We start from the raw sequence: 25,764 nt of genomic DNA on the forward strand, positions 1-25,764 counted from the left end.
CCATCGCGACGCTACCCGTCCCGGCCGGCTCGGGCACCGGCCGGGACGCCGTCTCGCGGGGTCAGCGGTCGGTGCCGCGGTCGCGGCGGCGCAGGTAGCGCTCGAACTCCGCCGCGATGGCGTCGCCGCTGGCCTCGGGCAGCTCCGCGGCGTCCTTGCGCTCCTCCAGCTCCCGCACGTACTCGGCCACCTCGCTGTCCTGGGCCGCCAGCTCGTCCACGCCGTGCTCCCAGGCCCGCGCCTCCTCGGCCAGGTCGCCGTACGGCATCGGGATGTCGAGCATGTCCTCGATGCGGCGCAGCAGCGCCAGGGTGGCCTTGGGGTTGGGCGGCTGGGCGACGTAGTGCGGGACCGACGCCCACAGGGACACCGCCTGCACTCCGGCGGTGCCGAGGGTGTGCTGCAGCACGCCCACGATGCCCGTGGGGCCCTCGTACTTGGTCAGCTCCAGGTTGAGCGCGCGGGCCATGCCGGGGTCGCTGACCGAGCCGGTGATCGGCACCGGCCGGGTGTGCGGGGAGTCGTTGAGCAGCGCGCCGAGCAGGACGGCCAGCTCGATGCCGAGATCGTGGCAGAGCCCGACGATCTCGGCGCAGAACGACCGCCACCGCATGTTGGGCTCGATGCCGCGCAGCAGCACCACGTCGCGCTTGGCGCCCGGCGGGCGGGCCAGCAGCAGCCGGGTCGTCGGCCAGACGATGGAGCGGGTCACGCCGTCGCCGAGCTCGACCACCGGCCGGGTCACCTGGAAGTCGTAGTAGTCCTCGGGGTCCAGCTCGACGAGCGGGGTGGCCTTCCACTCGGACTCGAGGTGCGCGAGCACGCCGCTGGACGCCTCGCCGGCGTCGTTCCATCCTTCGAACGCGGCGATCAGCACCGGGTCGACGAGCTCGGGGAGCCCTTCGAACTCGATCACGCGCCGCCTCCTCACTGGCCTTGTGCACTATGGCTCAGTCCAAGACTATTCGCTGAGGGGCCCCGTACGTCACCTCCGCAGGGCACCGGCCCGTCGCGCTGCCCTGACCTGCGGCGCGTGACGACGGCCGGGAAATCGGCCGCCCCTTACCCGACCGGTATTCCCGTTTCGCCCGTGGGATCGGCGTCCCATGCGGCGGGGCCGATAAGCTTGCCTCCATGACCAGCAGACCGTCGTCGTTCCGAGAAGTGCTGTCCGAGCGAGTTCTGATCGCCGACGGAGCGATGGGGACGATGCTGCAGTCCTACGACCCCACCCTTGACGACTTCCAGGGCCATGAGGGCTGCAACGACGTGCTCAACGTGAGCCGCCCCGACATCGTGCGGGCCGTGCACGACGCCTATCTGGAGGTGGGCGTCGACTGCGTCGAGACCAACACCTTCAACGCCAACCGTGCGGCCCTGGGCGAGTACGGCATCGAGGACCGCATCTTCGAGCTCTCGGAGGCGGGCGCTCGGCTGGCCAGAGAGCGCGCCGACCACTGGTCGACGCCGGACAGGCCCCGGTTCGTCCTCGGCTCGATGGGTCCCGGCACGAAGCTCCCCACGCTCGGCCACCTGCCGTACGAGACGCTGCGCGACGCCTACCGCGACAACGCCGCCGGACTGATCGCGGGCGGGGCCGACGCCCTGATCATCGAGACCTGCCAGGACCTGCTGCAGGTGCGCGCGGCGGTCGTCGGCGCGAAGCGGGCGGTCGAGGCCTCCGGGCGGGACGTGCTGATCATCACGCAGGTCACCATCGAGACCAACGGCGCGATGCTGCTGGGCTCCGAGATCGGCGCCGCGCTGACCGCGATCGAGCCGCTCGGCGTCGACCTGATCGGCCTCAACTGCGCCACCGGCCCGACCGAGATGAGCGAGCACCTGCGCTACCTGGCCAGGCACTCGCGGATCCCCATCTCCTGCATGCCGAACGCGGGTCTGCCGCAGCTCACGTCCGACGGCGCGTACTACCCGCTGAGCCCGGAGAAGCTGGCGGACGCGCACGAGGCGTTCACCCGCGACTACGGGCTCGCGCTCGTGGGCGGCTGCTGCGGCACCACGCCCGAGCACCTGCGCCAGGTGGTCGAGCGGGTGGGCGGGCGCGCCCGCGGCGAGCGGCGGCCCCGCCCGGAGGCGGGGGCGGCGTCGCTCTACCAGCACGTGCCGTTCCGGCAGGACACCTCCTACCTCGCCATCGGCGAGCGGACCAACGCCAACGGCTCCAAGGCGTTCCGCGAGGCGATGCTGGCCTCCGACTACGAGGAGTGCGTGGAGATCGCCAGGGCGCAGGCCCGCGACGGCGCGCACATGCTCGACCTGTGCGTCGACTACGTCGGCCGCGACGGGGTCGCCGACATGAAGGAGCTGGCGTTCCGGTTCGCCACCGCCTCGACGCTGCCGATCGTGATCGACTCCACCGAGCCCGCCGTGCTGGAGGCCGGGCTGGAGATGCTCGGCGGCCGGGCCGTGGTCAACTCGGTGAACTACGAGGACGGCGACGGCCCCGACTCGCGCTACCAGAAGATCATGCGCCTGGTGAAGGAGCACGGCGCGGCCGTGGTCGCGCTGACCATCGACGAGGAGGGCCAGGCCCGCACCGCCGAGGGGAAGGTGCGCATCGCCACCCGGCTCATCGAGGACCTGGTGAACACCTGGGGCATGCGGGTCGAGGACATCATCGTCGACTGCCTCACCTTCCCCATCGCCACCGGTCAGGAGGAGACCCGGCGCGACGGGATCGAGACGATCGAGGCCATCCGCGAGCTCAAGCGCCGCTACCCGGGCGTGCAGACCACGCTCGGCGTCTCCAACGTGTCGTTCGGCCTCAACCCGGCCGCCCGCATGGTGCTGAACAGCGTCTTCCTCAACGAGTGCGTCAACGCGGGGCTCGACTCCGCGATCGTGCACGCCTCCAAGATCCTGCCGATGAACCGGATCCCGGACGACCGGCGGCAGATCGCGCTCGACCTCGTGTACGACCGCAGGCGCGAGGGCTACGACCCGCTGCAGCGGTTCATGGAGCTGTTCGAGGGCGTGGACGCGGCGTCGATGAAGGCCGGCAAGGCGGCCGAGCTGGCCGGGCTGCCTCTGTGGGAGCGGCTCAAGCGGCGCATCGTCGACGGCGAGCGCAAGGGCCTGGAGGCCGATCTCGACGAGGGTCTGGCGCAGCGGCCGGCTCTGGAGATCATCAACGACGTCCTGCTCGACGGCATGAAGGTCGTCGGCGAGCTGTTCGGCTCCGGCGAGATGCAGCTTCCCTTCGTGCTGCAGTCGGCCGAGGTGATGAAGACCGCCGTGGCCCACCTCGAACCGCACATGGAGAAGGTCGAGGGCAGCAGCAAGGGCCGGATCGTGCTGGCCACGGTCAAGGGCGACGTCCACGACATCGGCAAGAACCTCGTGGACATCATCCTGTCCAACAACGGCTACGACGTGGTGAACCTCGGCATCAAGCAGCCGGTGTCGGCGATCCTGGAGGCCGCCGAGGAGCACCGCGCCGACGTGGTCGGCATGTCCGGGCTCCTGGTCAAGTCCACCGTGGTCATGAAGGAGAACCTGGAGGAGATGAACTCCCGGGGTCTCGCGGACAGGTATCCCGTCCTGCTCGGCGGCGCCGCCCTCACCAGGGCGTACGTGGAGCAGGACCTGGCCGACGTCTTCCGGGGCGAGGTCCGCTACGCGCGTGACGCGTTCGAGGGCCTGCGCCTGATGGACGCCTTCATGGCGGTCAAGCGCGGTGAGGACGGCGCGGCGCTGCCGCCGCTGCGCGAGCGGCGGGTGAAGACCGGCGCCGTGCTGAAGCGGACCGCCGAGGAGGACCTGCCGGCCCGCTCCGACGTCGCGGCCGACAACCCGCTGCCCGCCCCGCCGTTCCTCGGCGACCGGATCGTGAAGGGCGTCCCGCTGGCCGACTACGCCGCCTTCCTCGACGAGCGGGCGACGTTCATGGGCCAGTGGGGTCTCAAGGCCGCCAGGGGCGGCGAGGGCCCGTCGTACGAGGAGCTGGTCGAGACCGAGGGCAGGCCCCGGCTGCGGATGTGGCTGGAGCGGCTGCAGACGGAGAACCTGCTGGAGGCGGCGGTCGCCTACGGCTATTTCCCCTGCGTCAGCGAGGGCGACAGCCTGATCATCCTTGACGACGACGGCAAGGAGCGGACCCGCTTCACCTTCCCGCGGCAGCGGCGCGACCGGCACCTGTGCCTGGCCGACTTCTTCCGCTCCCGCGAGTCCGGGGAGACCGACGTCGTCGCCTTCCAGGTGGTCACGATGGGCAACCGGATCAGCGAGGCCACGGCCGAGCTCTTCGCCAAGGACGCCTACCGCGATTACCTGGAGCTCCACGGTCTGTCGGTGCAGCTCACCGAGGCACTCGCCGAATACTGGCACGCGCGGGTGCGGTCGGAGCTGGGCATCGGCGGCGACGAGTCGCTGGCCGACATGCTCAAGGTGAACATCGCCGGCTGCCGCTACTCCTTCGGCTACCCGGCCTGCCCCAACCTGGAGGACCAGGTGCAGGTCATGGAGCTGCTCGACCCCGCCCGCATCGGCGTGACCCTGTCAGAGGAGTTCCAGCTCCACCCCGAGCAGGCCACCTCCGCCCTGGTCGTCCACCACCCCGAGGCGAAGTACTTCAACGTCTGACCGGCCGCATGGGCGTTCACGTGCGCCCCTTACCATGTTGGTCCCCCCTGATCGGGGGTTCCACCGGGGGAAGGGGCCACGTGGACGCCGTGCTGTTCGACATGGACGGATTGCTCGTCGACACCGAAGGTGTGTGGTTCGAGGTCGAGACCGAGGTGGTCACCCGCCTCGGCGGAGACTGGGGTCCTGAGCACCAGGAGCAGCTCGTGGGCGGCTCCTGGGACCGCACCGTCGCGTACATGCTGGAGCTGACGCAGGCCGACGCCGACCCCGCGGTCGTGGGGGAGTGGCTGATCGACGGCATGGAACGCCGGCTGTCGAGAGGCGTCGAACCCATGCCGGGAGCCCTCGACCTGCTGCGCGGGCTCGGCGACCAGGGCGTGCGCACGGCGCTGGTCACCTCGTCGCTGCGGATCATCGCGGACGCCGTGCTCAAGGCCGTCGGCCGGGAGCACTTCGAGATCATCGTGACGGCCGACGATGTCACGTGCACCAAGCCGCACCCGGAGCCGTACCTGACGGCGGCCGGCCTGCTGTCGGTGGACCCGGAGCGGTGCGTCGCGCTGGAGGACTCGCCGAACGGCGTCGCCTCGGCGACCGCCGCGGGCTGCCGGGTCGTCGCCGTGCCGGGCGTCCTGCCGATCGCCCAGGCGCCCGGGCGGGTCGTCATGCCCTCGCTGCTCGACGTGGACGTGGACTTCCTGCGGTCGCTCGTCCGGTAGCGCGGGCCCCCGCGTCGTCGCCTTCGGGGTGCCAGGATGGGGGTACGCCGTGGACGAAGGGGACCCGCCATGACATTCGACGACATCGCCTGGCTGCCGCTGTGCGCCGGCCTCACCGCGGTAGGGGTCGGCCTCAGCTACCTGACCTTCCGGCGCAGGGGGGTGACCGCCGGCCTGCGGGCCACCGCATGGTCCCTGCTGCCGCTGGCGGCCTACCTCACCGGAGCGCTGCAGACGCTCTGGAACGTCGGCGCGGCGGTGGTGGGCTTCGTGACCGGCCTGGTCCTGTCGCCCGCGGTGTGGGCCGGGGTGGTCCTGGCCGGGCTGTCGGCGCTGCTGTTCGTCGTCTCCGGCACGTTGCGCGGGCGGGCCCTGTCCCGGACCCGCACGGCACGGCCGGAGCCGGGCGGCGGCGCCGCGGCGCCTGAACGGTCCGCCGCGGCTCGAACGGCCGCGCCCCAAGCGGCCACCCCCAAAGCGGCCACGACCAAAACGGCACAGACCGGGAAAACGGCGCCACGACAGGTGGAACAGCCCGCCGGGGATGATTTCTCCGACATCGAGGCCATTCTCAAACGGCGCGGAATCGACTGATCATCTCACATGGTGAGACCAAGTTACCAGCCAGTGCAATGTTACAGTTCCACGACATAATCGAAACGTGACGCGGACAAACCCTTCAAGATCAACACGAATGAGTTTCGCGTGAATCACAGTTGAGCCACAGCGCGCCTCTGGGGACTGGTCAGCCCAGCTCAGACCATAGATTCTGCCTCCGGGGGTCGCACACCACGCGGCCCTTTCGGACAATGTCGTCTGGGATCCAGGGGGCCTGCACCACATGGCCGTGCGAGGCAAGGTCGTAAGCGGCCACCGCTTCTCCATCGCCGGATCGATCCCGGGCTACCCCGAGCGCCGCACCGCGAACGCGGTCCGCTCGGGCAGGGCGAAGGAGGATCGATGACCGCGCCGATGGACGTCACCGGTGGGGACACACAGGCCACGCCGGAGGCCGTCGTCGATGCGGCGGGCGGCCCGGCGATCCAGGGCCGGTCCCTCGGTCAGATCGCCTGGATGCGTCTCAAGCGCGACAAGGTCGCTCTGGCCGGCGGTCTGATCGTCATCTTCCTGATCCTGGTCGCGGTCTTCGCGCCGGTGATCGCGGGGGCGTTCGGACAGGACCCGACGCAGTTCAACTCCGACCTCATCGACTCCTCCACGATGGTGCCCAAGACGGGCACCGGCATCAGCGCCGACCACCTGTTCGGCATCGAGCCGGTGAACGGCCGCGACATCTTCAGCCGGGTCGTGTACGGCGCGCGGATCTCGCTGCTCATCGCCTTCCTGGCCACGCTGCTCTCGGTGGTCATCGGCACCCTGCTCGGGGTCACCGCGGGCTTCTTCGGCGGCCTGGTCGACTCGATCATCAGCAAGACCATGGACGTCTTCCTGGCCTTCCCGCTCCTGGTCTTCGCGATCGCGCTGGCGGGCATCGTCCCCGACTCGGCGTTCGGCCTGACCGGCGACACGCTGCGCGTCTCGCTGCTGGTGTTCATCATCGGCTTCTTCAACTGGCCGTACATCGGGCGGATCGTCCGGGGGCAGACCCTGTCGCTGCGCGAGCGGGAGTTCGTGGACGCGGCGCGCAGCCTTGGGGCGCGCGGGCCGTACATCATCTTCCGTGAGCTGCTGCCGAACCTGATCGCGCCGATCCTCGTCTACTCGACACTGCTGATCCCCACGAACGTGCTGTTCGAGGCGGCGCTGTCGTTCCTCGGCGTCGGCGTGCGCCCGCCCACCCCCACCTGGGGCGGCATGCTGGCGGACGCGGTGCGGTTCTACACGATCCCGCACTTCATGTTCTTCCCCGGCATGGCGATCTTCATCACGGTCCTGGCGTTCAACCTGTTCGGCGACGGCCTGCGGGACGCTCTCGACCCGAAGGCCCGCTGAGCCCCTCCCTTCTCGTAAAGTCCCCCGGCTCCTATCACCAAGGGGTTTGCAATGCTAAGAAGAAGACTGGGTGTGGCGGCCATCGGCGCCGTGCTCGCCCTTGCCGTTGCCGCCTGCGGCGGCGGTTCGGGCAGTAGCTCGCCGTCGTCCTCCGGCGACGCCGCGGGCGGCGGCGCCGCCGCGACCGGCGAGTTCAACGCCGCCCTGACGGGGATCGTGAACCCGTCGGACAAGAAGGGCGGCATCCTCAAGTTCGCCAACGGCGGTGACTGGGACTCCCTCGACCCGGGCGACACCTACTACGGCTACTCCTGGAACTTCATCCGCCTGTACGGCCGGTCGCTGCTGATGTTCAAGTCCGCCGTGGGCAAGGAGGGCAACCAGCTCACCCCCGACCTCGCCGAGGACCTGGGCACGCCCAGCGACGACGCCAAGACCTGGACGTACAAGCTCAAGAAGGGCATCAAGTTCGAGGACGGCACCCCGGTCACGTCCAAGGACGTGAAGTACGCCGTGGAGCGGTCGTTCGACAAGGAGGTGTTCCCCGACGGGTACACCTACTTCAACGACTTCCTCGACTGGCCGAAGGGCTACAAGGGCGCCTACAAGTCCAAGGACGTCAACACCGACAGCGCGATCGAGACGCCCGACGACTCCACGATCGTCTTCCACCTGAAGCAGCCGCTGAGCAACTTCGACTACTTCGCCCAGCTTCCCGCCACGATCCCGGTCCCCAAGGACAAGGACACCGGCGCGAAGTACAAGGAACACATCATCGCCACCGGGCCGTACAAGTTCGAGAAGAACGAGATCGGCAAGGGCTTCACGCTGGTCCGCAACGAGCAGTGGGACCCGGCGACCGACCCGAACCGCAAGGCGCTGCCGGACGGCTACGAGGTCTCCACCAACGTCAACGCCGACGACATCGACAACCGGATCCTCGCCGGCGACCTCGACATCGACGTCGCGGGCATCGGCATCCAGCCGGCGGCCCTCGGCCGGGTCCTCCCGGACCCCGCCCTGAAGGCGAACTCCGACAACCCGACCAGCACCCGCCTCTGGTACACCTCGATCAACGGCAACGTCCCGCCGCTCGACAACCTCGACTGCCGCAAGGCCGTCGAATACGCCACGGACAAGGTCTCCCTCCAGACCGCCTGGGGCGGCGAGTTCTCCGGCGGACAGATCGCGACCAGCCTGCTGCCGCCGGCCATCCCCGGCCACGAGGACTTCAACCTCTACCCGCCGGGCGCCGACAACAAGGGCGACCTGGCCAAGGCCAAGGAGGCGCTGACCGCCTGCGGTCAGCCGGGCGGCTTCGAGACCAACATCTCCTACCGCGCCGAGCGGCCCAAGGAGAAGGCGGCCGCCGAGGCGCTGCAGCAGTCCCTCGGCCGGGTCGGCATCAAGCTCACGCTCAAGCCGTTCCCGCAGGCCGACTACTTCGCGCTGTACGCCGGCAAGCCGGGCTACGCCAAGGACAACAAGATCGGTCTGGCCATGAACGGCTGGCAGTCCGACTGGCCCGACGGCTTCGGCTTCCTGCAGCAGATCGTCGACAGCCGCGTCATCCGTGACACCGGCGGCTCCTCCAACATCAGCGTCCGCGACCCCGAGGTCGACAAGCTGATCGACCAGGCGATGAAGGAGACCGACACCGACGCCCGCAACGCGATCTGGACCCAGATCGACAAGAAGGTCATGGACGACGCCTTCATCCTGCCGAACGTGTGGACGAAGACCCTGCTCGTGCGGAGCAAAAACGCCACGAACATCTTCGTCAACGACGCGTACGGCATGTACGACTACCTCGGCATGGGCGTCAAGTAAGCGCTCGCCGAGACCAGACAGATCCGATAGACGCGTGAACGCGGCAAGGGGGCCGGTCCGACAGGGCCGGCCCCCGGAGCCGGGGGGACTGTGGTCACATACATCATCCGGCGCCTGATCTGGGCGATCGTGATGCTCACCATCGTGAGCATCATCACGTTCGGCATCTTCTTCCTGGTGCCCCGCCTGGCGGGCGCCACCTCGGAGAGCCTGGCCGCGCGCTACGTAGGGCGCACCGCCTCGGCGGAACAGGTCAAGATCGCCGCCGACAAGCTCGGCTTCAACGATCCGCTGATCGTGCAGTACGGGCGGTTCGCCAAGGGCATCGTCGCCGGCGCCGACTACGACTACGGCCCCGGCGTGGAGCGCTGCCCGGCGCCCTGCTTCGGCTACTCGTTCCTCACCCGGCTCCCCGTCTGGCCAGACCTGCTGGACCGGCTGCCCGTGACGCTCTCGCTGGCCATCGGGGCCGCCGTCATCTGGGTGTTAGCCGGTGTGGCGACCGGCGTGCTGTCCGCGCTGAGACGCGGCAGCCTGTTCGACCGCGCCGCGATGGGCGTCGCCCTGGCCGGCGTGTCACTGCCGATCTTCTTCACCGGCATCGTCTCGCTGGTCATCTTCAGCTACGGTCATCCGTTCCGGATCACCGCCCCGGGCGGCAGTTTCACGCCGTTCGACGAGAACCCGGCCATGTGGGCCTACAACCTGATCCTGCCGTGGATCACGCTGGCCTTCCTGTACGCCGCCGGGTACGCGCGGCTCACCCGGGCGGGCATGCTGGAGACGATGAGCGAGGACTACATCCGCACCGCACGGGCCAAGGGCCTGAACGAGCGGAGGGTCGTGGTCAAACACGGCCTGCGCGGCGCGCTCACCCCGATCCTCACGATCTTCGGCCTCGACCTCGGCCTGCTGCTCGGCGGCGCCGTGCTCACCGAGAGCACCTACTCGCTGCCCGGCATGGGCAAGTACGCGATCGACGCGATCACCAACCAGGACCTGCCCAAGGTCATGGGCGTGACGCTCGTCGCCGCGTTCTTCGTGGTCTTCGCGAACCTGATCGTCGACCTCCTGTACGCCGTCGTGGACCCGAGGGTGAGGCTGGGATGAGCTTCCTGGAACTGAAGGACCTGCGGATCCACTTCCCGACCGACGACGGCCTGGTCAAGTCCGTCGACGGGCTGTCGTTCAGCCTGGAGCGGGGCAGGACGCTCGGCATCGTCGGCGAGTCCGGCTCCGGCAAGAGCGTGACCAGCCTCGGCATCCTCGGCCTGCACAAGGGCGGGCGCGCCCGCATCTCGGGCGAGATCTGGCTGGACGGCGAGGAGCTCGTCGGCGCCAGCCAGGAGCACGTGCGGGCGCTGCGCGGCAAGAAGATGGCGATGATCTTCCAGGACCCGCTGTCGGCGATGCACCCGTTCTACACGGTCGGCGAGCAGATCATCGAGGCCTACCGCATCCACAACGACGTCAGCAAGAAGGTCGCGCGCAAGCACGCGATCGACATGCTCGGCCGGGTGGGCATCCCGCAGCCGGAGCGGCGCGTGGACAGCTACCCCCACGAGTTCTCCGGCGGCATGCGGCAGCGCGCCATGATCGCCATGGCGCTGAGCTGCGACCCGGAACTGCTGATCGCCGACGAGCCGACGACCGCGCTCGACGTGACCGTGCAGGCGCAGATCCTCGATCTGATGCGTGACCTGCAGCGCGACTTCAACGCCGCGCTGATCGTCATCACGCACGACCTCGGCGTCGTCGCCGAGCTGTCCGACGACATCCTCGTGATGTACGGCGGCAAGTGCGTCGAGTACGGCACGTCCGACGACATCTTCGAACGGCCCGAGCACCCCTACACGTGGGGCCTGCTCGGCTCGATGCCGCGGCTGGACCGCGAGCCGACCGAACGGCTGCTGCCGATCAAGGGCTCGCCGCCCTCGCTGATCAACGTGCCGTCCGGCTGCGCCTTCCATCCGCGCTGCGCGTTCGAGGAGCGTACGGCCGGGCGGGCCAAGGCGGAGGTCCCCGAGCTGCTGGAGACCGAGGGCGGTCACCTCGTGCGCTGCCACCTGCCGCGGGAGCGGCGCCACGCCATCTGGGAGAACGAGATCAAGCCGAACCTGGAGGCGTCGTGAACGAGGAGCCCTTGCTGTCCGTACAGGGGCTGGAAAAGCACTTCCCGGTCACGAAGGGCCTGCTCAAGCGGCAGGTCGGCGCGGTCAGGGCCGTCGACGGCGTCAGCTTCGACGTGCAGAAGGGCGAGACCCTCGGCCTGGTCGGCGAGTCGGGATGCGGCAAGACCACCACCGGACGGCTCATCACCCGGCTGATCGAGCCGACCGGCGGGAAGATCCTGTTCGAGGGCAACGACATCACGCACATGTCCCAGGGCCGGATGCGTCCGCTCCGCAGGGACGTGCAGATCATCTTCCAGGACCCCTACAGCTCGCTCAACCCCCGGCACACGGTCGGCGCCATCGTGGGCGCGCCGTTCCGGATCCAGGGCATCAAGACCGAGCAGGGCATCAGGAAGGCGGTCCAGGAGATCCTCGAACTGGTCGGCCTCAACCCCGAGCACTACAACCGCTATCCGCACGAGTTCTCCGGCGGTCAGCGGCAGCGCATCGGCATCGCCAGGACGCTCGCGCTCAAGCCCAAGCTGATCATCGCGGACGAGCCGGTGTCCGCGCTCGACGTGTCGATCCAGGCCCAGGTCGTCAACCTGCTGGAGGACCTGCAGAAGGAGCTCGACCTCACCTACGTGGTGATCGCGCACGACCTGTCGGTGGTTCGGCACATCAGCGACCGCGTCGCGGTGATGTACCTCGGCAAGATCGTCGAGATCGCCGACCGCAAGGGCCTGTACGAGGCGCCGATGCACCCGTACACCAACGCGCTGCTGTCCGCGGTCCCGATCCCGGACCCGAAGCGGCGCAAGGAACGGGAGCGGATCCGGCTGCAGGGCGACGTGCCCTCCCCGCTCAACCCTCCGCCCGCCTGCCGGTTCCACACCCGCTGCTGGAAGGCGCAGGAGATCTGCAAGCAGGTCGAGCCGCCGCTGGAGACGCTCGTCTCCGGGCACCAGGTCGCCTGTCACTTCCCGGAGAACGCCCCTTCCGGCGGCGTGTCCGCGGCCTCGCCGGAGACGGCCGCCGCACCCGCGGACTGACTCTTTCCGCCGGTACGGCCCCCCGCCGCCTTCCCCTCGGACGGTCGGCGGGAGCCGTACCGGCGGGGCGTGCTCCGGCCCCCGCGAAGGTCAGGAGAAGGCGCCGGGGACGATCAGGCCGGTCTCGTACGAGAGCACGACCGCCTGGACCCGATCGCGCAGCCCCAGCTTGGTGAGCACGTTGCCCACGTGGGTCTTCACGGTGGTCTCACTGACCACGAGCTGGGCGGCGATCTCGGCGTTCGACATGCCCTTCGCGATCAGGCGCAGCACCTCGAGCTCGCGCTCGGTGAGCCGGTCGAGCCGCGCGGGCGTGGCCTGCCGGTGGGCGGAGGGCAGCCGGGTGGCGAACTTGTCCAGCAGCCGCCGGGTGACGCTCGGCGCGACGATCGCGTCGCCGGCCGCCACCACGCGGATCGCCTGGATCAGCTCGTCCGGAGGCACGTCCTTGAGGAGGAACCCGCTCGCGCCGGCGCGCAGCGCCTCCACGATGTACTCGTCCAGGTCGAACGTGGTCAGCACGAGCACCTTCGGCACGTGGGCGGTGGGCGCGGCCTCCCGCACGATGCGGCGGGTCGCCTCGATGCCGTCGGTGCCGGGCATGCGGATGTCCATGAGCACCACGTCGGGCAGCAGGGCCCGGGACTGCTCCATGGCCACCGCGCCGTCGCCCGCCTCGCCCACGACGGTGACGTCCGGCTCCGCCTCCAGGATGAACCGGAACCCGGTGCGCAGCAGCGGCTGGTCGTCGACCAGCAACACCCGGATCGTCATGATGCGTCGGTCGGGAGAGGGGCGGCGGGCCGCCGGGTGGAGGGGAACACCCTGATCGTCATGGTCTGTCCTTGAAGGGGCTGTCCGTGAAGGGGCTCTACTTGAGGGCGCTGTGACTGAGGGGGAACCGCGCGCGGACCTCGAACCCGCCCCCGGCGCGGGGACCGATTCGCAGAACTCCACCATAGAGCGCCACACGCTCGCGGATGCCGACGAGGCCGTGTCCCTTGCCTCCGAGTCCCTTGCCTTCGAGTCCCTTGCCACCGATCCGCGCCGGCTCCTCCGCCGCGCCGCGCCCGTCGTCCTCGACGTGGATGCTCAGCTCGTTCGGCTCATGCCGTACGGTCACCCAGGCGCGGGCGGCGGGTCCGGCGTGCCGCAGGCTGTTGGTCAGCGCCTCCTGCACGAGCCGGTAGGCGGCCAGATCGACCCCTGGCGGCAGGCCGCGCCGTTCGCCCTCGATCCACAGCTGGGTCCGCAGCCCCGCCTCGCGCATCTGCTCCACCAACGCCGGCAGGTCGTGCATGCCCGGCTGCGGCCCCCGCTCGGCCGGGCCGTCCGTGCGCAGCACGCCGACGATGCTGCGCATCTCCGTCATCGCCGTACGGCCCATCTCCTCGATGGCGGACAGGGCGTCCCGCGCCACGTCGGGCTTGATGTCGAGCATTTTGCGGGCGGCGGCGGCCTGGACCGTCATCACGCTGACGTGGTGGGCGACGACGTCGTGCAGCTCCCGGGCGATGCGCGAGCGCTCCTCGGCCCGGGCGGCCCTGGTGTCGGCCTCCCGCGCCCGCTCCAGCCGGTCGGCCCGCTGGACCAGCTCCGCGAGGTAGGCGCGGCGCAGCCGCAGCGCCCGGCCGCACACCCAGCACAGCAGCAGGACGGCGGTGACGACGACGTGGTCGGGCCAGGACGGGGTGATGACCCCGGCGAGGACGCCGGCGACATAGGAGGCGAAGGAGACGACGAGGGCGGCCAGGCTCAGCGCCAGCCCCCGGCAGGCGGCCACCGAATAGAGCAGCACGAGCCCGCCGAGCCTGCTCAGACCGGGGTCGTAGTGGAGCGTGTCGAGCGCCGCCTGGGGGACGCAGGTGGCCACCAGCAGCACGAAGGGCCGGCTACGCCGCAGGGCCACGGGCAGCGTGCAGGCCGCCGCCAGGATCAGGTTCAGCGCGTCCGCCGGGCGCGGTGCCGCGGACCGCAGCCACCCGGCCTCCTGTCCGGAGGCGGCCAAGGCGATCCACGACAGGGACGCGGTCGTCAGCACCACCGCGAGGATCGAGTCGTAGATCAGGAAGTGATCCCGAAGCCAGGACCGCGTACTGCCGGGGGTGGTGCGCACGTACCAAATCTAGGCGTTCGCCGCCCGCGTCCACCCTGCCTGGGAGGGATATCCCCCTCCTCCCCGCGGAGGAGCCCACTGGAGGGAGCCCCGCGGGAAAGAGCCGGGCGGGGGTCACAGTTCGTCGCTGGCCGACCTTCTGCTCACGCGGGCGGACAGCCCGGGCTCGCGGTCGGGCACGGGCGGCGGGGTGCCGCCGAACTCCGGGCACAGCGCCTGGTGGTCGCACCAGTCGCACAGCCGCGAGCGGCGGGCGCGCCACTCACGGGTGCGCACGGCGCGCTCGATGGCCGCCCAGAGCGCCTCGACCTTGCGCTCGGTCGCCCGCAGGTCCGCCTCGTCGGGGACGTAACGCACGATCTCGCCGTTGCCCAGGTACATGAGCTGGAGCATCCGGGGGACCTGGCCGTCGCGCCGCCACAGCGCCAGCGCGTAGAACTTCATCTGGAACAGCGCCTTGGCCTCCCACTCGCGCCCCGGCGCCGTGCCCGTCTTGTAGTCCACGACCCGCACCTCGCCGGTCGGAGCCACGTCGAGCCTGTCGATGTATCCGCGCAGCAGCAGTCCGCTGTCGAGCACGACCTCGACGTACATCTCACGCTCGGCGGGCTCCAGCCGCTGGGGGTCCTCCAGCGTGAAGTAACGGTCGACCATGCCGCGGGCCTGTGTGAGCCAGGCGTCCCGCTCCTCGTCGTTCTCGAACAGCCCCGCGTAGTCGGGCTCCTCGGTGAGCAGCCGCCGCCACTGGGGCTCCAGCAGATCCTGGGCGGCGGCGACCGTCCGCGCCTGCGCGGGCAGGTCGTAGAGCCGTTCCAGCACGGCGTGAACGAGTGTGCCCCTGACCGCGGCGGCCGAGGGCCGCTCGGGGAGCTGGTCGATCACCCTGAACCGGTAGAGCAGGGGGCAGGTCATGAAGTCACCGGCCCGGGAGGGGGAAAGCGCCCCGATGACGGTGCGCTCTTCGGCGAGGGTCATGCCGGAACTGTAGGCCACCGGGCCGACAGAACGCGCGCGCCCCGGCCTTCCGCACGCCGGGGGCGGATCGACGGTCCGCGGGGGGCGGGCGAGCTCATAGGCTGATCTCACGCCACGGCGCGTAGCATCGAGAAGCGTGGGAGGGGAAGGCGGCCACATGAGCACACCTGTCAGGGAGTCCACCGGACTGCGGATGGGACGGCCGTTCGGCATCCCGGTCTATGTCTCGCCCACCTGGCTCATCGTGGCGGCGTTCATCACCTACAGCTTCCAGCCGGTTTTCGCCGCCAGTCTTCCCGGATACGGGCTCGTCGGCAGCTCCGTGGTGGCGCTGGTCTTCGCGGTCCTGCTCTACGCCTCGGTCCTGCTCCACGAACTGGCGCACTGCGTCGTCGCCAAGCGCTACGGCCTTCCTGTGCGCAGGATCACCCTCTACATGCTCGGCGGCGTCTCGGAGATCGAACGCGAGCCCGAGACGGCGGGCCGGGAGTTCAACGTCGCGCTCGCCGGGCCCCTGCTCTCGCTGGGCCTCGCGGCGATCGGTTACCTGGTGTCCGCCGTCGCGTTCGTCACCGGTCCCGCCGACCCGCTGTCGATGTTCATGCGGCCGCCCGACGGGCTCGTGCCGGTGCTGATCTGGCAGCTCTGGTCGTCCAACCTGATCGTCGGCGTGTTCAACCTGCTGCCCGGCCTGCCGCTCGACGGCGGCCGGATGCTGCGGGCGGCCGTGTGGAAGATCAGGCGTGACGCGGGCACGGGCACGACGGCCGCCGCGTGGGTCGGCCGCGGCGTCGCGGTCGCGGTGGTCGTGGTGCCGCTCCTCATGAACCTGATGGCCGGGCAGGAGCCCGGGATCGGGAGCATGCTCTGGACGGTGGTGCTGGCGTCGTTCATCTGGCTCGGGGCGTCCCAGTCGCTGCGGGTGGCCCGCGTGCGGGCCCGGCTGCCGCAGTTGCGGGCCCGGGTGCTGGCCCGCCGTGCGATCCCGGTCACCGCCGAGGTGCCGCTGTCGGAGGGCCTGCGCCGGGCGCAGGAGGCGGGGGCGGGGGCCATGGTGGTGGTCGACCACGACGGGCGGCCGGTCGGCATCGTCAACGAGGCGGCGGTCAACGCCACTCCCGAGCAGCGCAGGCCGTGGGTGAACGTCGGGGCCATGTCGCGCGCTCTGGAGCCCTCGCTCGTGCTCGGCGCCGACCTGGAGGGGGAGTCCCTGCTCGACGCCATGCGTGCGGTTCCGGCCCCGGAGTACCTGCTCGTCGAGCGGGGCGGCGAGATCTACGGCGTGCTCGCCACCTCCGACGTCAACCGCATGTTCAGCGGCGTGTGAGCGCGGCGTCGCGGGGGGCAGGGGTGCCGACCGAGGCCGGGGACGGGCGCCGTCCGGCCGCCGCCAGCGGACTCCGGCAGGCCGGTTCACCATTCTTTTTTGCTACTTTCTGGGGTGATCGATCCGGCACATGGCGTGCCGGCGATGGTGCCGGTCATCCGGTGGCGTTTCCGGAGGGAGAACTTCTGTGACGGAACAGGGCGTGGGGGTGGTCCGCCCGCTGCCGGGGGAGGGCGTGGTCGCTCATCTGAACGGTTTGCTGCTCGTGTGCGCCACCGGCGGCGACCAGCCGGTCGACGATTTGCTGGGCGCGCTGAGCGAGACGGCCACGACGGGCGGGGACGGCCGGGCGCTGGCCCGGCGGGTCGCCCAGGTCCTCGCACGCGCCATGGACAGGTCGATCGGCGGTGAGCCGGTGGCCTGCGCGGTCGCCGGACCGGCCGGGGGCGGCGTGGCCGTGCTGGTGAGCGGGGCCGCGTACGCGACCGTGTCGGGTGGTCCCGACGGGGAGGTCCGCCTCGCCGGGCACGACGCGCTGACCTGGACCGACCGGCTCGTCAACGGCCCGGTGTCGCGGGTCGAGCTGCGCCTGCCCGGTGCGGGCCCGTCGAGCCCGTACGCCAGGCTGGACGGCGGTGTGGTCACCGGAGCCGGGCTGGAGTGCGACCTCACAAGGCACGGCGACCTCGCCTTCCCGCCGCTGCCGCCGCGCCCGCCCCAGCCGCAGCAGGGTCAGCAGCAGAGCCAGCCGCAGGGCGCGCAGCCGCCGCCCATCGGTGCGCCGGAGCCGATCGCCCCGCGCGGGCCCGTGGTGCCGCCCCCCGTGTCGCCACCCGTGCCGCCACCCGCGCCGTCGCCGTTCACCGGTGGTCCGACGCCCGGCGGCGGGCCGTCGGGCGAGCAGGCGCCGCCGGGATCGTCCCAGCCGCTCGCGCCGCCGCCGTCCCACGTCTCCCAGCCGCTGCCGCCGCTGCCGCCCGCCTTCTCCGACCCGAATCCGCCGCACCACTCGGGACCGCAGCCGCTGCCCGCGCTGCCCGAGCCCGCCGAGGACCGGGGCGCCCCGCACGAGCTGAACCCTTCGTATGACCCGAACCCGCCACACGACCTGAATCCTCCGTATGACCTGAACCCGCCGCACGACCTGAACTCCCCGTATGACCTGAACCCGCCGCACGACCCGGGCGGGCCGCTCGACCTGGGCGCGCCGGACGGCCCGCCGAGCGGGCCGTTCGAGCCGGTGCCGTACGCACCCGCCGACGACGAGGTGGGCGAGGCGACCCAGATGGACGCGGCGCCCGAGCTGGAGCAGCGGCCGATGGTCTACGGCGTCGACTGCAAGAACGACCACTTCAACGACCCGCGCGCGTCCTACTGCGCGGTGTGCGGGATCCCCATCGACCAGCGGGCGGTGGTGCCGTACAAAGGTCCCCGGCCGCTGCTCGGCGTGCTGCTGCTCGACGACGGCATGGCGCTGCCGCTGGAGGCCGACTACCTGCTGGGCCGCGACCCCGAGCGCGCCCCCGAGGTGCAGTCGGGCGAGGCCAGGCCGGCCAGAGTCACCAGCCCCGACGGCTCGGTGTCGCGCCGCCACCTGCGGATCTTCCTGGAGAACTGGGACGTCAACCTGCTCGACCTGGGCTCGGTGAACGGCACCCAGATCCAGCCGCCCGGCGACCCCAACTTCTACGACATCCCGCCGAACGAGCCGGTGCCGATCCTGCCCGGCACGACCGTGCGCGTCGGCGTCTCGCGCACGATGCGGTACGAGGCCCACCGCAACGCCTGACGATCCCGAGGCCGCCGGGGACACCGGCTCCCGGCGGCCGGGTCAGGCGCGCAGCCGGTCGATCTCGCCGAGGATCAGCCGTTCCAGCCGCTCGCCGGTGACGTGCGCGGGATACAGCATCCGGTGCACGCTCAGGCCGTCCACGAGCGCCAGCAGCCGTTCCGCGACGTCCTCCAGGTCCTCGTCCGTACGGATCTCGCCGGCCTCGGCGGCGCACCTGAGCAGGCTCGTCACCACATAGCGGAGCTCGGCGGCCTCCCGTTGCTGGACCTCCAGCAGCGCGGGGCTGGTCAGGCTGCGCCCCCAGAAGCCCACCTCCAGCCCGGTCTCCCCGGCCCGCTCGTCGTCGAGGGGCACGTTGTCGAGCAGCAGTTCGCGCAGCGCCGCGAGGCCGGTGCGGCCCGACAGCTTCTCCCGCAGCCGGTCGGCGATCCGGCGGTGGGACGTCTCCAGAGCCGACAGCAGGATCTCGTCCTTGTCGGCGAAGTAGTGCGTGAGCACGCCGTTGGAGTAGCCGGCCTCCCTGGCGATGGCCCGCGTCGTCGCGGCCTCGATGCCCTCGCGCAGGATGATCCGGCGGGCCGCCGCGACGACCTCGCCCCTGCGCTCCTCGTGATTGACGATCTTCGGCATGGTGCACCACCTCGGTTGACATTTTAGTCGGGCGCCCGTCTATTATCCGCTCATGACGGTAGTGACGGTCGGCGTGCATATCGTCGACGTCCTGGCCCGCCCGGTCGAGTCCATCCCGGCCGGTCAGGACACCCACCTGCTCGAGCAGATCCGCATCACCGCGGCCGGCGCGGCCGCGGGCACGGCCGTGACCCTGGCGAGGATCGGCGTGCCGGTCGCCTCGATGGGCGCCGTCGGCGACGACGAGCTCGGCGACTTCCTCCTGATGATCATGGCCCGGCACGGCGTCGACGTGAGCGGCGTGGTGCGCAGGGCGGGGGAGCAGACGGCGGCCTCGATCCTGCCCATCCGTCCCGACGGCGGACGGCCCTCGTTCCACGTGCCCGGCGCCAACCTGGGCCTCGCGACCGCCGACCTCGACGCGGACCGTCTCATCGGCGCGAAGGTGGTGCACCTCGGCGGCATGGACGTCACCTGGGGCCTGCACGACCCCGCCTTCTTCGCGCTGCTCGACAAGGCCCGCGAGAGCGGCACGGTCGTCACGCTGGACCTGCTGTCGAACATGCCCGACCTCATGCCCGGCGTCCGCGCGTTCCTGCCCCACGTCGACTACCTCCTGCCGAACGAGGAGCAGGCCCTGATGCTCACCGGGGCGCCGACGCCGGAGGAGGCCGCGGCGGCGCTGCTCGCCGAGGGCCCGAAGGGCGTGATCGTCACCCTGGGGGCCGCCGGCAGCCTCGTGGCCACCGCCGCGGGACTCACCCGCGTGCCCGCTCTGGACGTGCCGGTGGTCGACACCACGGGCTGCGGCGACGCGTACTGCGCCGGATTCGCGGCGGGACTGCTGCGCGGCCGGGACGTCCTGGCCGCCGCCCGCCTCGGCACCGCCGTCGCCGCCCGGGTCGCGGGCGGGCTCGGCTCCGACGCCGGTCTGGACGGCTCCCTTCCCGGCGAGCCCGGCCCGGACGCCTGACCCGGACGCCCGACCACGCCTTCCCGACTTCCGATCTCAGGAGTGCCGCCCGTGTCCCTCGACGCCTCCCTGCGGGCCCGTGCCGCGAAGGTCATCCCCGGTGGCATGTACGGCCACCTCAACGCGGCCCTGCACGGGGACCGCTACCCCCAGTTCTTCGTCCGCGCCGAGGGCGCCCGGCAGTGGGACGCCGACGGCCGCGAGTACGTCGACCTGATGTGCAGCTGGGGGCCGATGATCGTCGGCCACCGCAACCCGCGGGTGGAGGCCGCCGCCGCGGCGCAGCAGGCGGAGGGCGACTGCCTGAACGGCCCCGGCCCGGTCATGGTGGAGCTCGCCGAGCTGCTGGTGGACCTCATCCCCTCCGCCGACTGGGCCATGTTCTCCAAGAACGGCACCGACGCCACCACCCAGGCTCTGATGGTGGCCAGGGCGGCGACGGGCAGGACCAAGGCGCTGGTCGCCCACGGCGCCTACCACGGCGCCGACCCCTGGTGCACGCCCGGCATGTCCGGGGTCACCCCCAACCAGCGGGCGGACACGATCGAGTTCACCTACAACGACCTCGCCGGCGCCGAGGCCGCCGCGGCCCAGGCGGACGGCGACGTCGCCGCCATCCTGGTCACCCCGTTCAAGCACGACTCGTTCGAGGACCAGGAGCCCGCCGACGCGGAGTTCGCGCGGGGGGTGCGGGCGCTGGCCGACCGTCTCGGCGCGGCCCTGGTCATCGACGACGTGCGCGCCGGGTGGCGGCTGGACCTGCGCGGCTCGTGGGAGCCGCTCGGCGTGCGCCCCGACCTGACGGCCTGGAGCAAGGCGATGGCCAACGGCTTCCCCATCGCGGCGGTCACCGGGACCGACGCGCTGCGCGGGGCGGCCCAGACGCTGTACTCGACCGGCTCCTTCTGGTTCTCCGCCACGGCCATGGCCGCGGCCAAGGCGACGATCGAGATCCTGCGCGAGATCGACGGCCCCGCGCTCATGCGCCGGGCCGGGACCCGGCTGCGCGAGGGGATCGCCGCCCAGGCGGCGGCGCACGGCTTCGTGGTCCGCCAGACCGGGCCGGTGCAGGTGCCGTGGCTGTCCTTCGAGGGCGACGACACCCTGGAGAAGGGCATCGCCTGGGCCGGAGCCTGTCTTGAGGAGGGGGTCTACCTCCATGCCTGGCACAACTGGTTCCTGTCGGCCGCGCACACCGACGAGGAGATCGACCGGGCCCTGCAGGGCACCGACGCCGCCTTCGCCAAGCTGAGGGCCGCGTACGGAGCCGACTGAGGATCGGCCGACTGAGGATCGGCCGGCTGAGGAGCGGCCGGCATAGGTCGTGGCCGGGACGCCCGCCGGGCGTGCCCTGCCGCGGACGGCCCCGCGCTCGGGCGCCGGGTTCCGGGCGGCACCCGAGCGCGGCAGGTCCGCTCCGCGCAGAGGCCTCAGGGGCGTGTCCTGGCCCACTGGATGTCGTCGAGCCGGGTGCCTCCGGGGCCGGGCAGCAGCCCCTTGACGAGGTGCTCCCGGGTGAAGCCCGCCCGTTCCAGCACGCGCTGCGAGGCGGTGTTGCCCGGTGCGGTCCCCGCGATGATCCGGCGCAGCGGGGTGGCCGCGAACGCCCACTCGACCAGCAGGTCCACGGCCCGTGTGACCACGCCGCGTCCGCGATGGGCGGGGTGCAGGCTGTAGCCGAGCATCGCCTGGCCGAGCGGCGGGACGACGCCGGTGAGCTGGATCTCCCCGGCGAACTCGCCGGTCACCGCGTCCCTGATGGCGATGTCCGCCCGCTGGCCGGTCAGCCACCGGTGCCCGGCGTACCGGCAGAGGACCTCGGCGTCCGCGTACTCCGGCGGCACGGGCGGGACGTGCGAGTCCATCACGTCGGGCAGCGACGCCAGCGCGAAGTAGTCCGCGGCGTCGGCGGTCGTCAGCGGCGTGAGCCGGACGACGCCGTCGGTGCGCGAGCCGCCGGGGAACCCCCCGGGGAAGAACGGCAGGAAGGGCGCGATCGGGTCGCCGGGGTCGGTGCTCAGCCGCCCGAACACGGCGATGTCGCCCGGTGTGCCGCCCCGGGAAGCGCCGGCCCCGCGCAGCACGCCCTCATGGGCGAAGCCGCACCGGTGGGCGACCTGCTGGCTCGCGACGTTCTCCACGTCGGCGTGCAGCGTGATCCGGGGGACGCCCCGGGCGAAGGCGGGCTCGGCGAGCGCCCGCACGGCGGCCGTGACGACGCCGCGCCCGCGGGCCCACGGCGCGAGCCAGTAGCCCACCTCCGTCGCGCCGAACCGATCCGGCGGCTTGAGCCCGGCGGCGCCGAGCACCCGGTCCGTGGCCGCGTCGGCGATGAGGAAGTCGGCGCCGCCGTTCTCCCAGGTGGCGGGCACGGTCTTGGTGATCCAGGTCAGCGCGTCGTCACGCGTGTACGGCGAGGGAACGAAGGGGATGAACCTCGCGATCTCGGGGTCGGCGCAGGCTCGGGCGATCTCGTCGGCGTCCCCCTCGACAGGCAGGCGCAGAACGGCCGGCCCGGCGGGGATCGCCTCATGGGGCAACATGTCCCATTGTTAGCAGCATCGGCACCGCGCCTGCCAGGTGTTTTCCGGCCGCAGCCGCTCCCGTCCGGGCCTTGCGACGTACCACTGCGGACACCGCTCCGTCCGGGCGAATCTTGTCGGTCGCGGCACTAGCCTTTTCCGCATGGGTTTTCGCAGGCACGGCCCGTTTCAGGCCGGAGATCAGGTCCAGCTCACCGACCCCAAGAACAAGCGGCACACGGTGACGCTGAAAGAGGGCGGCGTCTTCCACACGCACAAGGGGTCGATCCCCCACGACGACCTGATCGGACAGCCCGAGGGGTCCGTGGTGCGGTCCTCCGGCGGCACGGCCTACCTGGCGTTCCGGCACCTGCTCGCCGACTACGCGGTGTCGATGCCGCGCGGCGCCGCGGTGGTCTACCCGAAGGACGCGGCGCAGATCGTCGCCATGGCCGACATCTTCCCCGGCGCCCGGGTGGTCGAGGCCGGGGTGGGGTCCGGCGCGCTCACCTGCTTCCTGCTGCGCGCGGTCGGCCAGGAGGGGAAGGTCACCTCCTACGAGCGGCGGGCGGACTTCGCCGAAGTGGCCACCAAGAACGTGGAGAAGTTCTTCGGCGGCCCGGTGGGGCAGTGGCGCCTGGTGGTCGGCGACTTCGTCGACGCGCTGGACGAGGCGGACGTCGACCGGGTCATCCTCGACATGCTGGCGCCTTGGGAGTGCGTTGACGCGGCGGCGAAGTCCCTTACTCCTGGCGGAGTTATTTGCTGCTATGTTGCGACAACGACCCAAATGTCCAGAACGGTGGAAACCCTGCGGGAGCACGGGAGTTTCACCGAGCCCCACGCGTGGGAGACCTTGGTTCGCGACTGGCATGTCGAAGGTCTCGCCGTACGGCCCGACCACCGGATGGTCGGGCACACGGGATTTCTCGTCATGGCCCGTCGCATGGCGGACGGCGTCACGCCCCCGCCGCGGCGCAGGCGTCCCGCCAAGGGGGCGTATGGAGAGGGGACCGAGCAAGTGTGACGATTCAGCCACAACCCGGCAAAGCCACGTGACACGGGAACATATGGGTGTGTTCCTAATGGTGACCCGAACAATCGGTCCATAAGGTATCAAACGCCGAACACCCAACGTAACTACACGAACACTGCCCGGCCAGGTTACGTACAGCGCCAAGATAGGTAGGGTCTTGAGTAGTCGTTCTCGACGGGGAAGGAGGTGACGGGGCGTGGCAGCTCGCGACGACGCTGAGGCTCGGGCCGCGCAGCGCGAACGGGAGGTCGCGGATCTCACAACACAGGTCTCCTTCCTGCAAGAGGAGATCACCGCGTTGCGCCGGAAGCTGGCCGAGTCTCCCCGGCAGGCCAGGGTCATCGAGGAGCGTCTCCATGAGGCGCAGGCACAGGTGGCCGCCCTCACAAGCCAGAACGAGCGTGTGGTCTCCACCCTCAAGGAGGCCAGGGATCAGATCGTCGCCCTCAAGGAGGAGGTCGACCGGCTGGCGCAGCCGCCGTCCGGATTCGGCGTTTTCCTCGAGGCCAGGGACGACGGCACGATCGAGGTGTTCACGGGTGGGCGCAAGCTCCGTGTGAACGTCAGTCCGGCCGTCGACGCCGACTCGCTCAAGCGTGGCCAGGAGGTCATGCTGAACGAGGCGCTCAACGTCGTCGAGGCCCTCGGCTACGAGGACGTCGGCGAGATCGTGATGCTCAAGGAGTTGCTGGAGAGCGGCGAGCGCGCGCTCGTCATCTCGCACGCGGACGAGGAGCGGGTCGTCAAGCTCGCCCACTCGCTGCTGGACCAGCCGCTGCGGGCCGGCGACTCCCTCCTGCTCGAACCCCGTTCCAACTACGTCTACGAACGCATCCCCAAGTCGGAGGTGGAGGAGCTCGTCCTCGAGGAGGTCCCCGACATCTCCTACGAGGAGATCGGCGGCCTCGGCCGGCAGATCGAGCAGATCAGGGACGCCATCGAGCTGCCCTACCTGCACGCCGACCTGTTCCGCGAGCACAAGCTCCGCCCGCCGAAGGGCGTGCTGCTGTACGGCCCGCCCGGCTGCGGCAAGACGCTCATCGCCAAGGCGGTGGCCAACTCCCTGGCCAAGCAGGTCGCGGAGAAGACGGGCCAGTCCGGCAAGAGCTTCTTCCTCAACATCAAGGGTCCCGAGCTTCTCAACAAGTACGTCGGTGAGACCGAGCGGCACATCCGCCTGGTCTTCCAGCGGGCGCGTGAGAAGGCGTCCGAGGGCACCCCGGTGATCGTGTTCTTCGACGAGATGGACTCGATCTTCCGCACCCGCGGCTCCGGTGTGTCCTCCGACGTCGAGAACACCATCGTCCCTCAGCTCCTTTCGGAGATCGACGGTGTCGAGGGCCTGGAGAACGTCATCGTCATCGGCGCCTCCAACCGCGAGGACATGATCGACCCGGCGATCCTGCGGCCCGGCCGCCTGGACGTCAAGATCAAGATCGAGCGGCCCGACGCCGAGGCGGCCAAGGACATCTTCTCGAAGTACATCGTCAGCGACCTTCCGCTGCACCCGGAGGACCTGACCGAGCACGGCGACAGCCGTGACGGCACGATCGCCGCGATGATCCAGCGCGTGGTCGAGCGGATGTACGCCGAGAGCGAGGAGAACCGCTTCCTCGAGGTGACCTACGCCAACGGCGACAAGGAAGTCCTCTACTTCAAGGACTTCAACTCCGGCGCCATGATCCAGAACATCGTGGACCGGGGCAAGAAGATGGCCATCAAGGAGTTCCTCGACACCGGGCAGAAGGGTCTGCGGATCTCACACCTGCTGGCCGCCTGCGTGGACGAGTTCTCCGAGAACGAGGACCTGCCCAACACCACCAACCCCGACGACTGGGCCCGCATCTCCGGCAAGAAGGGCGAGCGGATCGTCTACATCCGCACCCTCGTGCAGGGCAAGCAGGGCACCGAGGCCGGGCGGTCGATCGACACGGTCGCCAACACCGGCCAGTACCTGTAGCACCCCGGCTCCGGCCGGACCGGTGCCGTCGAGGAGCGGGGGGGGCCCCCGGGGGGGCCCCCCCCCCCGGTTTTCGGGCCCTTTAGCCCGGCAAACCCGAAGCGGGAAGGGGGGCGCGGGGGGGGCCCCACGGCCCATTGGTGTCGATAGGTTAAAGTGG

The 25,764-nt window shown here is 70.8% G+C and carries 20 protein-coding genes; 14 read left to right on the forward strand and 6 right to left on the reverse strand.

The genetic code is table 11. From position 1 onward, the window contains the following. Nucleotides 1-61: 61 nt before the first annotated feature. Nucleotides 62-916 carry a PAC2 family protein gene (locus tag ACGFIB_RS29880; protein ID WP_142572363.1) on the reverse strand — a complete coding sequence of 285 codons (855 nt, stop codon included), beginning with the start codon at nucleotides 914-916 and terminating at the stop codon, nucleotides 62-64. A gap of 218 nt (nucleotides 917-1,134) precedes the next feature. Between ACGFIB_RS29880 and metH the strand changes: the two genes are divergently transcribed. From metH to ACGFIB_RS29920, 8 genes are all read left to right on the forward strand, one after another. Beyond that, complete coding sequence (gene metH, locus ACGFIB_RS29885; protein ID WP_142572362.1) at nucleotides 1,135-4,602, forward strand: methionine synthase; 3,468 nt, start codon at nucleotides 1,135-1,137, stop codon at nucleotides 4,600-4,602. Nucleotides 4,603-4,682: 80 nt separating this feature from the next. Then, nucleotides 4,683-5,324 (forward strand): HAD family hydrolase, encoded by a 642-nt coding sequence (locus ACGFIB_RS29890; protein WP_142572361.1) that lies wholly within the window; start codon nucleotides 4,683-4,685, stop codon nucleotides 5,322-5,324. Nucleotides 5,325-5,393: 69 nt separating this feature from the next. Next, entirely contained in the window at nucleotides 5,394-5,918 is a 525-nt protein-coding gene (locus tag ACGFIB_RS29895) for a cellulose synthase (protein ID WP_142572360.1), read from the forward strand. A gap of 366 nt (nucleotides 5,919-6,284) precedes the next feature. Then, nucleotides 6,285-7,277 (forward strand): ABC transporter permease, encoded by a 993-nt coding sequence (locus tag ACGFIB_RS29900; RefSeq protein ID WP_142572359.1) that lies wholly within the window; start codon nucleotides 6,285-6,287, stop codon nucleotides 7,275-7,277. A 51-nt stretch (nucleotides 7,278-7,328) separates the two neighbouring features. Further along, a complete protein-coding gene (locus ACGFIB_RS29905; RefSeq protein WP_142572358.1) occupies nucleotides 7,329-9,107 on the forward strand; it encodes an ABC transporter substrate-binding protein in 1,779 nt (592 codons plus the stop codon). A 90-nt stretch (nucleotides 9,108-9,197) separates the two neighbouring features. Then, on the forward strand, nucleotides 9,198-10,217 hold the full coding sequence (locus ACGFIB_RS29910; RefSeq protein WP_142572357.1) for an ABC transporter permease: 1,020 nt from the start codon (nucleotides 9,198-9,200) through the stop codon (nucleotides 10,215-10,217). Further along, the gene (locus ACGFIB_RS29915; protein ID WP_357261512.1) at nucleotides 10,214-11,239 is read left to right on the forward strand and encodes an ABC transporter ATP-binding protein; all 1,026 of its coding nucleotides are present in this window, start codon (nucleotides 10,214-10,216) and stop codon (nucleotides 11,237-11,239) included. The genes ACGFIB_RS29910 and ACGFIB_RS29915 overlap by 4 nt, the downstream gene beginning before the upstream one ends. Then, entirely contained in the window at nucleotides 11,236-12,273 is a 1,038-nt protein-coding gene (locus tag ACGFIB_RS29920) for an ABC transporter ATP-binding protein (protein ID WP_189105029.1), read from the forward strand. Before ACGFIB_RS29915 ends, ACGFIB_RS29920 begins: the two co-directional genes overlap by 4 nt. Nucleotides 12,274-12,363: 90 nt before the next feature. Here the strand turns inward: ACGFIB_RS29920 and ACGFIB_RS29925 are convergent, their stop codons facing one another. The 3 genes from ACGFIB_RS29925 to ACGFIB_RS29935 all read right to left on the reverse strand — a co-directional run bounded on the left by ACGFIB_RS29925 (nucleotide 12,364) and on the right by ACGFIB_RS29935 (nucleotide 15,364). After that, entirely contained in the window at nucleotides 12,364-13,047 is a 684-nt protein-coding gene (locus ACGFIB_RS29925) for a response regulator (protein WP_142572355.1), read from the reverse strand. A 97-nt stretch (nucleotides 13,048-13,144) separates the two neighbouring features. Next, entirely contained in the window at nucleotides 13,145-14,389 is a 1,245-nt protein-coding gene (locus tag ACGFIB_RS29930; RefSeq protein WP_393376461.1) for a sensor histidine kinase, read from the reverse strand. A 114-nt stretch (nucleotides 14,390-14,503) separates the two neighbouring features. Next, nucleotides 14,504-15,364, reverse strand: a complete 861-nt coding sequence (locus tag ACGFIB_RS29935; RefSeq protein WP_142572353.1) for a RecB family exonuclease — start codon at nucleotides 15,362-15,364, stop codon at nucleotides 14,504-14,506. Between the two features lie 157 nt (nucleotides 15,365-15,521). Between ACGFIB_RS29935 and ACGFIB_RS29940 the strand changes: the two genes are divergently transcribed. Then, nucleotides 15,522-16,691 carry a site-2 protease family protein gene (locus ACGFIB_RS29940; protein ID WP_142572352.1) on the forward strand — a complete coding sequence of 390 codons (1,170 nt, stop codon included), beginning with the start codon at nucleotides 15,522-15,524 and terminating at the stop codon, nucleotides 16,689-16,691. A gap of 187 nt (nucleotides 16,692-16,878) precedes the next feature. Next, the gene (locus ACGFIB_RS29945; RefSeq protein ID WP_393376463.1) at nucleotides 16,879-18,480 is read left to right on the forward strand and encodes an FHA domain-containing protein; all 1,602 of its coding nucleotides are present in this window, start codon (nucleotides 16,879-16,881) and stop codon (nucleotides 18,478-18,480) included. Nucleotides 18,481-18,522: 42 nt separating this feature from the next. On the opposite strand, the gene ACGFIB_RS29950 is transcribed toward ACGFIB_RS29945, so the two are convergent. Next, a complete protein-coding gene (locus tag ACGFIB_RS29950) occupies nucleotides 18,523-19,113 on the reverse strand; it encodes a TetR/AcrR family transcriptional regulator (RefSeq protein ID WP_393376464.1) in 591 nt (196 codons plus the stop codon). Between the two features lie 52 nt (nucleotides 19,114-19,165). Between ACGFIB_RS29950 and ACGFIB_RS29955 the strand changes: the two genes are divergently transcribed. Both ACGFIB_RS29955 and ACGFIB_RS29960 read left to right on the forward strand, forming a co-directional pair. Then, nucleotides 19,166-20,086 (forward strand): carbohydrate kinase family protein, encoded by a 921-nt coding sequence (locus ACGFIB_RS29955; protein ID WP_393376466.1) that lies wholly within the window; start codon nucleotides 19,166-19,168, stop codon nucleotides 20,084-20,086. Between the two features lie 51 nt (nucleotides 20,087-20,137). Further along, on the forward strand, nucleotides 20,138-21,361 hold the full coding sequence (locus tag ACGFIB_RS29960; protein WP_393376467.1) for an aminotransferase class III-fold pyridoxal phosphate-dependent enzyme: 1,224 nt from the start codon (nucleotides 20,138-20,140) through the stop codon (nucleotides 21,359-21,361). A gap of 155 nt (nucleotides 21,362-21,516) precedes the next feature. On the opposite strand, the gene ACGFIB_RS29965 is transcribed toward ACGFIB_RS29960, so the two are convergent. Beyond that, nucleotides 21,517-22,629, reverse strand: coding sequence for a GNAT family N-acetyltransferase (locus tag ACGFIB_RS29965; RefSeq protein WP_393376469.1), 1,113 nt, complete (start codon nucleotides 22,627-22,629; stop codon nucleotides 21,517-21,519). A gap of 142 nt (nucleotides 22,630-22,771) precedes the next feature. On the opposite strand from ACGFIB_RS29965, the gene ACGFIB_RS29970 reads away from it, so the two are divergent. Further along, the gene (locus ACGFIB_RS29970) at nucleotides 22,772-23,635 is read left to right on the forward strand and encodes a tRNA (adenine-N1)-methyltransferase (protein WP_142572346.1); all 864 of its coding nucleotides are present in this window, start codon (nucleotides 22,772-22,774) and stop codon (nucleotides 23,633-23,635) included. Nucleotides 23,636-23,840: 205 nt separating this feature from the next. After that, on the forward strand, nucleotides 23,841-25,604 hold the full coding sequence (gene arc, locus ACGFIB_RS29975; protein WP_142572345.1) for a proteasome ATPase: 1,764 nt from the start codon (nucleotides 23,841-23,843) through the stop codon (nucleotides 25,602-25,604). The last annotated feature ends 160 nt before the right edge of the window (nucleotides 25,605-25,764 follow it).

Source organism: Microbispora bryophytorum (assembly GCF_043197435.1).
Classification (GTDB): Bacteria; Actinomycetota; Actinomycetes; order Streptosporangiales; family Streptosporangiaceae; genus Microbispora; species Microbispora bryophytorum.

Excerpts from the sequence above, each read along its gene's own strand:
- metH (WP_142572362.1), top strand. The coding sequence starts at position 1,135 with ATGACCAGCAGACCGTCGTCGTTCCGAGAAGTGCTGTCCGAGCGAGTT.
- ACGFIB_RS29895 (WP_142572360.1), top strand. The coding sequence starts at position 5,394 with ATGACATTCGACGACATCGCCTGGCTGCCGCTGTGCGCCGGCCTCACC.
- ACGFIB_RS29900 (WP_142572359.1), top strand. The coding sequence starts at position 6,285 with ATGACCGCGCCGATGGACGTCACCGGTGGGGACACACAGGCCACGCCG.
- ACGFIB_RS29905 (WP_142572358.1), top strand. The coding sequence starts at position 7,329 with ATGCTAAGAAGAAGACTGGGTGTGGCGGCCATCGGCGCCGTGCTCGCC.
- ACGFIB_RS29915 (WP_357261512.1), top strand. The coding sequence starts at position 10,214 with ATGAGCTTCCTGGAACTGAAGGACCTGCGGATCCACTTCCCGACCGAC.
- ACGFIB_RS29925 (WP_142572355.1), bottom strand. The coding sequence starts at position 13,047 with ATGACGATCCGGGTGTTGCTGGTCGACGACCAGCCGCTGCTGCGCACC.
- ACGFIB_RS29935 (WP_142572353.1), bottom strand. The coding sequence starts at position 15,364 with ATGACCCTCGCCGAAGAGCGCACCGTCATCGGGGCGCTTTCCCCCTCC.
- ACGFIB_RS29940 (WP_142572352.1), top strand. The coding sequence starts at position 15,522 with ATGAGCACACCTGTCAGGGAGTCCACCGGACTGCGGATGGGACGGCCG.
- ACGFIB_RS29950 (WP_393376464.1), bottom strand. The coding sequence starts at position 19,113 with ATGCCGAAGATCGTCAATCACGAGGAGCGCAGGGGCGAGGTCGTCGCG.
- ACGFIB_RS29955 (WP_393376466.1), top strand. The coding sequence starts at position 19,166 with ATGACGGTAGTGACGGTCGGCGTGCATATCGTCGACGTCCTGGCCCGC.
- ACGFIB_RS29965 (WP_393376469.1), bottom strand. The coding sequence starts at position 22,629 with ATGTTGCCCCATGAGGCGATCCCCGCCGGGCCGGCCGTTCTGCGCCTG.
- ACGFIB_RS29970 (WP_142572346.1), top strand. The coding sequence starts at position 22,772 with ATGGGTTTTCGCAGGCACGGCCCGTTTCAGGCCGGAGATCAGGTCCAG.